Genomic DNA, 6,997 nt, shown 5'->3' on the forward strand with positions numbered 1-6,997 from the left:
GGCCGACACCAGTACCGTGTAGGTGCCGCTCAGCGGCGCCGTGGTGGCCATCTCGTGTGTCTTGGCGGGGATCTCCACCCAGAAGCAACTTCCCTCTCCAGCGAAGCTCAGGACGCCGATACGGCCGCCCATCGCCTCAGCTAAGCCCTTGCAGATCGCCAGGCCCAGGCCGGTCCCGCCAAAGGTCCGCGCGGTCGAGGCATCGACTTGAGAGAAGCGTTGGAACAGTCGGGATTGCTGCTCGGTCGGTATGCCCGGTCCCGTATCGATCACCTCGTACCGCAACATCTGGCCGGCGGGTTCGTAGATGCAGCGAACGGTCACGCTTCCCGTAGCGGTGAACTTCACGGCGTTGCCGATCAGGTTCAGCAGAATCTGGCGGATCCGCGTGTCGTCCGCGAGCACGTTGGCTGCGGCGTTGACCACCTCAAAACGCCGCACGAGACCCTTCTTCTCGATTTCCGGTTCGAACATTTCCAGCGCCCGCAAGCCGATCGCGACGGCGTCCACCGGCCGACGCTCGATCACGACTTGTCCGGCCTCCAGTTTCGAGAAATCGAGCAGGTCGTTGACCGTCGTCAGCAGGGCGTCGCTCGCCTGTTGGACACGGGTCAGATATTTGACCTGTGCTCGGCTCAGGTCGCCGCCGCGGGACAGCAGATCGACGTAACCAATGATGCTGGTCAGCGGATTCCTGAGCTCGTGACTCACGTTGGACAGGAACGAACTCTTGACGGTCGCCGCGGCCTCGGCCCTGTCGCGCGCCCCCTCGAGCTGGACATTCACCTCCTTGAGCCGCTCTTCGGCTTCCTTGAGCGGCGAGACATCCGTGACGAGCGCGTAGAATCCCACGACCTGGCCTTCGGAATCGATGTCGGGAATATACTGCGCCCAGGTGTGGCCGACCTCACCGGATGGCTTCGTCAGAGTCCTTTCGAACGACTGGCGATGTCCGGAAAGGGCGGCGCGGATGTAGGGCTCGTTCTTCGCGAACAGCTCTTCCCCCATGAGCTCTCGCATTGACGTGCCGAGCATTTGCTCGGGCGTGCGATCAAACCACTCCACATAACTCGCGTTGGCGAAACTGCACCTCAGATCACTGTCCCACTGGGCGATCATGGCTGGCACGTGATCGGTGAGCGCGCGCAGTCGCCGCAAGAGTAGATCCTGGGCCTGGAGGGCCCCGGCCAGGGCAGTCTGCTGGATCTTCTCTTCAGTGACGTCTCGCCAACTGACGGCAATGCCCCCGTCTTCCAGCGGAAAAATCCGGGTGTCGGCCCAGCGCCCGGTGCTGGGGCTCAGCGTGACCATTTCCAGGAGCTCGCGCGTCGCCATGACCCGCCGAAGTCCAGTTCCGAGTTCCGAAACCCGCGCCGCGGGGAAGCAGGCCCAAAGGGAGGGCACGATCACCTCAGTCCGAGCGCGGCCGAAGAATTGCTCCGCCTGGCGGTTGAAGAACACGACGGACCAGTCGGGCGCCACGCTGTAGATAGCGTCGGCGATGCTTTCCAGAATGGTGTTCGCGACCACTGCGCTGTCCCTCGACGGCGCAATTGCAGAGCGATTCGGTAGCTCTGCCTTGATCTGGAGCAACAACGGGATCTGGACTGCGCGAGGATCAGCGACCAGTGCACCGGGAACGCCGCCTTCCGTTTGGCGGCTGGTGGCGCACAATCAGTCAGCTGGCCCGCCGCGGACGACTTGCTCGAGGTCAGCCACGCGCCAACAGCCGCCTCGTAGCCACCCCTTACTTCTGAACCGGCCTCACCAACGTCCCCATCGGCCCTGGGCCGCCAGGCGTCGGCTCACGCTCGTCATCCTCTGCCCGCAGCCCGTCCACAAACTCCGGGATCCAGGCGTTCCGGCCCGGCTTCATCCGTTCCGCCCGGTAGATGTGCACCAGGTCCGCATAGGCCCGGTCGAAGTCCTTGTTGACGATGACGTAGTCGTACTCGGTCCAGTGGGTGATCTCGTCGCGCCCGCGGGCCAGGCGCAGCTCGATCACCTCCTTGCCGTCCTGGGCCCGCGCATGCAGCCGGCGCGACAGGTCCGACCAGGACGGCGGCAAGATGAAGACGCGGACGCTGTCCTGCGGCATCCCCGCCGCCACCTGCGCCGCGCCCTGCCAGTCGATGTCGAACAGCACGTCCTTGCCGGCCGCCAGCGCTTCCTCGACCGGGGCCCGCGGCGTGCCATAGCGGCGGTCATGCACCTGGGCCCATTCCAAAAGCTCGCCGCCCGCGACCATGGCGTCGAACTCGGCGTCGGTCTTGAAGAAGTACTCGCGCCCCTCCTCCTCGCCGGGCCGGGGCGCCCGCGTGGTGGCCGAGATCGACAGCACCAGGTCGCCATAGTCCGCCACCAGCCGGCGCGACAGGGAGGTCTTCCCCGCACCTGACGGGCTCGACACCAAGAGCAGCAGTCCGCGGCGCGTGGTCTCCCACGGCTTGGCGTGCGGCTCATCGGCGTGGAACAGACTCATCCCCGGCCCTTTGCCGCGCAGCGGCCGTCAAGTGAACCACGGAAAATACGGAAATCACGGAAGCCTCGGACCGTGCGCCAAGTTCCTTCCGTGTTTTCCGTGCTTTCCGTGGCCAACTTCTTCTTCGCTTGCGGCGCGTTATTCCACATTCTGAACCTGCTCGCGGAACTGCTCGATGGTGGCTTTGAGGTCCAGGCCGAGGGCGGTCAAGGAGCCGGTCTGCGACTTGGAGCACAAGGTGTTGGCCTCGCGCATGAACTCCTGGGTCAGGAAGTCCAGCCTGCGCCCCACGCCGCCATCGCTGGCCAGCAGCCCGCGCGCGGCGTCCACATGGCCCGAAAGCCGGTCGAGCTCCTCGGCCACGTCGGCCTTCACCGCCATGGCCGCGGCCTCCTGGACGATGCGGTCCTCGCTGGCCGCCTCGCCGGCGAGCTCCTTCAGCCGCGCCTCGAAGCGGGCCTTGATCACGGCCGGCTGGCCGGCGGCGACGTCGCGCGCCTCCCCCGCCAGCGTCCCGATGCGCGACACCTGGGCCGAGAGCACGCCCAGCAGCGTCGCACCCTCCTCCGCTCGTCCGCGGGCCATCTCGTCCAGCGCTGTCCCGATCGAGGCCGCCATCGCCGCCTCCAGCGCGGCCTGCGCCACCGGGTCGATCCCGGCCTCCTCCACCTCGACGACCCCCTTGAGCGCCAGCAGGCCGTCCAGCTGCGGCGGCGTCACGGCGCCGGTCGCCACATAGGCCGCGCCCGCCTCCAGGTAGCGCTCGAGCTGGGCCAGGTTGATCCGCACCGAGCCCGCGCCCTCGCTGCGCTTTGCCTGGACCCCCACGGTAAGCTGCCCGCGCTGGAACCGGCTCTGCGCCCCCTCGCGCGCCACCCGCTCCAGGCTCTCGAACCCCGGCGGGCCCCGGAACCGCACCTCCAGGTTCCGCCCGTTGACGCTGCGTGCCTCCACAGCCCAGGACCACGCCCCCAGCGCCCCCTCGGCTCGCCCGAACCCCGTCATCCCGCTGATCGGCATCAGTGCGCCTCCGGCCAGGCCATGCGCGCCGCAGGCGCAGCCATCTTCAACCGCGAACGAACGCAAACGCACGCGAACGCGCTCTGCTCGCGGCCAAGCCGCAGTCCAGCTCCTGAGCCGCCGAGCAAGGAAGACGTCGCCTTCGGCCGTGAAATCGGCACGGCCTGTTCGCGTCCGTTTGCGTTCGTTAGCGGTTGAATCAAGCGGCGCTGAAGCGTCTCCCAGGTCGCCCTCACCTGCTCGCTCCCGCCGCTCGCTCCCGCTCGATCGCCCGCCATCGCGCGACATTGCTCTCATGCTCCGCCAAGGTCTCGGCGAAGGCATGCCCGCCGGTCCCGTCGGCCACGAAATAGAGGTCGTCGGTCTTCAGCGGATGCAGCACCGCCATCAGCGAGGCGCGTCCCGGATTGGCGATCGGCGTTGGCGGAAGGCCTGCAACTTTGTAGGAATTATAAGGCGTTAAAGCATCAAGCTCAGATTGCCGGATGCCCCGCCCTAGGGGCCGTCCGCGGGTGAGGCCATAGATGATCGTCGGATCGCTGCCCAGCGTCATGCCCGCCCGCAGCCGGTTGATGAACACGCCGGCCACCCGCGACCGTTCGGCCGCGACGGAGGTCTCCTTCTCGACGATGGAGGCCAGGATCACCGCCTCCTCGGCGCTGGCCAGCGGCAGGCCGGGTTCGCGCCCGGCCCACAGCTCGGCCACCAGGGCGTCGCGCGCCGCGCGCATGCGGGCGATCACCGCCTCGCGCGGCTCGCCGCGCTGCACGTCGTAGGTGTCGGGCAGGATCGACCCCTCCGGCGGCTCGGCGGCGGCGCCGGTCAGCACCGCCTCGGCGTTGACGGCGTCCAGGGCCATGCCGCTGGTCCAGCCCTCGGGGATGGTAATCTGGTGGCGGACCACCTTGCCGGCCCGAATGTCGGCCAGCACCCGGGCCATCGAGGCGCCGGAAGCCACTTGGTACTCGCCCGCCTTCAGGTCCGCCGCGGCCCCGCTCACCCGCGCCGCGATCTCGAACAGTCCCGACGATGAGATCACGCCCGCGGACTTCAGCGCGCCGGCGATCTGGCGCACCCCGGACCCCTTCTCCAGCAGGACGATGGTCGTCGACCCGGCCTGCGCCTTCGGGCCCGGCCCGGCATAGCTCCACACCCCCGCCAGCCCGACCAGCAGCGCCAGCCCCAGCGCGATGAGGGCGCCCCCGCCCGCGGCCTTGCGGCTCAGGCGAAAGCGTCGCGTCACGCGTATTTCTTGAAGATCACCGAGGCGTTGGTGCCGCCGAAGCCGAAGCTGTTCGACAGCGCCACGTTGATCTCCATCGGCTTGGCCTTGTGGGGGATCAGGTCGATGGGAGTCTCGACGGAGGGGTTGTCCAGGTTGATCGTCGGCGGCGCGATCTGGTCGCGGATGGCCAGGCAGCAGAACGCCGCCTCGATGGCGCCGGCCGCGCCCAGGAGGTGTCCGGTGGCCGATTTGGTCGAGCTCATCGAGACCTTGGAGGCGGCATTGCCCAGCATCCGCTCCACGGCGCCCAGCTCAATCTCGTCGCCCAGCGGCGTCGAGGTGCCGTGAGCGTTGATGTAGTCGATCTCGGACGGGTCGATCCCGGCGTCCTTGATGGCCGCCTTCATCGCCCGGAAGCCGCCGTCGCCATCCTCGGCCGGGGCGGTGATGTGGTAGGCGTCGCCGGCCAGGCCGTAGCCGATCACCTCGGCGTAGATCTTGGCCCCGCGCGCCAGGGCGTGCTCGAGCTCCTCCAGCACGACCATGCCGGCGCCCTCGCCCATGACGAAGCCGTCGCGGTCCTTGTCATAGGGCCGGCTCGCCTTCTCCGGCGTCTCGTTGAAGTCGGTGGACATGGCGCGGCAGGCAATGAAGCCGGCGATGCCCACCGGCACGACGCTCGCCTCCGCGCCCCCCGCCACCATCACGTCGGCGTCGCCGTACTTGATCAGCCGGCAGGCGTCACCGATGGCGTGCGCGCCCGTGGCGCAGGCCGTGACCACGGCGTGGTTCGGGCCCTTGAAGCCGTGGCGGATCGAGACCTGGCCGGAGACCAGGTTGATCAGCGCCGAGGGGATGAAGAACGGGCTGACGCGCCGCGGCCCCTTCTCGTGCAGCTCGATGGCCGTCTCGGCGATGGTGCCCAGGCCGCCGATACCGGAGCCGATCATCACGCCAGTGCGTTCGCGATCTTCGTCGCAGAGCGGGACCCAGCCCGAATCCTTCACCGCCTCGTCGGCGGCGGCGATCCCATAGAGGATGAAATCATCGACCCGGCGGCGGTCCTTGGCCGACATGGTCAGCTCGGGGTCGAACGAGCCCTCCACGTCCGGCCCGCCCCCGCCCCGCCCGTCGACCCTGGGCACCTCGCAGGCGATCTGGCAGGCCCAGCCGGCGACATCGAAGGCGCTGATGCGCCCCGCCCCCGACTGCCCCGCCAGGATCCGCTTCCAGGTGATCTCTGTCCCCTGCCCCAGCGGGGTCAGGAGCCCGATGCCGGTGACGACGACTCGACGCATGTGCAGGCCTCAAAAACGAAACCGCCGCGCCTTCGGGGCGGACCCCACCGACGCGGCGGCTTTGATTCCGAAAAGAAGGGGAAGGCTCAGCCGCCCAGCCGCTCGGCGATGAATTTCACGGCGTCGCCGACCGTCTGGATATGCTCGGCGGCGTCGTCGGGGATCTCGATGTCGAACTCCTCCTCGAACGCCATCACCAGCTCGACGTTGTCGAGGCTGTCGGCGCCCAGGTCGTCGATGAAGCTGGCCTTCTCAGTCACCTTCTCCGGGTCGGCGTCGAGGTGTTCGATAACGATCTTGCGGACGCGTTCTAGGACGTCGGACATTAGGTAGGTCCCTCAGGCTCAGTCAGTTGCTTGCATCGGCGACGGCGACGGTGAAGTCAACTGCCCGATACGTGTGGAAATCCGGCGGCGCGTAGCATGTTCCCCGCCTCGCGCGATAGTCAGATCATCGCCATCCCGCCGTTCACATGCAGCGTCTGGCCGGTGACGTAAGCCGCCTCGTTGCTAGCCAGATAGGCCACCGCGGCGGCAACGTCGGCGCCGGCGCCTAGCCGGCCGGCCGGGATGGTCGAGAGGATCTGCGTCTTCTGCGCTTCGTTCAGGGCCTGGGTCATCGGGCTCTCGATGAACCCTGGCGCGACGCAGTTCACGGTGATGCCGCGGGTCGCAACTTCCTGCGCCAGGGCCTTGGAAAATCCGATCATTCCGGCCTTCGAGGCTGCATAGTTGGCCTGCCCGGGATTGCCCATCACGCCCACCACGGAGGTGATGCCGATGATGCGGCCATGGCGGCGCTTCATCATGCCCCGCATCGCCCCGCGGCTGAGCCGGAAGTAGCTCTCCAGGTTGACCTTGATCACGGTCTCCCAGTCCTCGTCCTTCATGCGCATCAGAAGGCCGTCCCTGGTGATCCCGGCGTTGGCCACCAGGATGTCCAGGGGCGTCCCCGCCGCGGTCTCGGCCGCCT

Annotated in this window: 7 protein-coding genes; all 7 read right to left on the reverse strand. The window is 68.0% G+C overall.

The annotated features are described in order from the left end of the window. Nucleotides 1-1,593, reverse strand: a 1,593-nt coding sequence (locus QZV94_RS21305) for a PAS domain-containing protein (protein WP_293681659.1), incomplete at its 3' end; no start/stop codon positions are given. A 154-nt stretch (nucleotides 1,594-1,747) separates the two neighbouring features. Further along, nucleotides 1,748-2,482 carry a guanylate kinase gene (gmk, locus tag QZV94_RS21310; RefSeq protein ID WP_293681662.1) on the reverse strand — a complete coding sequence of 245 codons (735 nt, stop codon included), beginning with the start codon at nucleotides 2,480-2,482 and terminating at the stop codon, nucleotides 1,748-1,750. Between the two features lie 138 nt (nucleotides 2,483-2,620). After that, nucleotides 2,621-3,502, reverse strand: a complete 882-nt coding sequence (locus QZV94_RS21315; protein ID WP_293681665.1) for a YicC/YloC family endoribonuclease — start codon at nucleotides 3,500-3,502, stop codon at nucleotides 2,621-2,623. A 232-nt stretch (nucleotides 3,503-3,734) separates the two neighbouring features. Then, a complete protein-coding gene (gene mltG, locus QZV94_RS21320) occupies nucleotides 3,735-4,745 on the reverse strand; it encodes an endolytic transglycosylase MltG (protein ID WP_293681667.1) in 1,011 nt (336 codons plus the stop codon). After that, nucleotides 4,742-6,025, reverse strand: coding sequence for a beta-ketoacyl-ACP synthase II (gene fabF, locus QZV94_RS21325; protein ID WP_293681669.1), 1,284 nt, complete (start codon nucleotides 6,023-6,025; stop codon nucleotides 4,742-4,744). The genes mltG and fabF overlap by 4 nt, the downstream gene beginning before the upstream one ends. Before the next feature lie 86 nt (nucleotides 6,026-6,111). Further along, nucleotides 6,112-6,351, reverse strand: coding sequence for an acyl carrier protein (locus QZV94_RS21330; RefSeq protein WP_293681671.1), 240 nt, complete (start codon nucleotides 6,349-6,351; stop codon nucleotides 6,112-6,114). Between the two features lie 119 nt (nucleotides 6,352-6,470). Further along, the coding region (fabG, locus tag QZV94_RS21335; RefSeq protein WP_293681674.1) for a 3-oxoacyl-ACP reductase FabG at nucleotides 6,471-6,997 on the reverse strand (527 nt) is incomplete at its 5' end.

It is taken from the genome of uncultured Phenylobacterium sp. (assembly GCF_902826855.1).
In the GTDB taxonomy this organism is placed as follows: Bacteria; Pseudomonadota; Alphaproteobacteria; order Caulobacterales; family Caulobacteraceae; genus Phenylobacterium.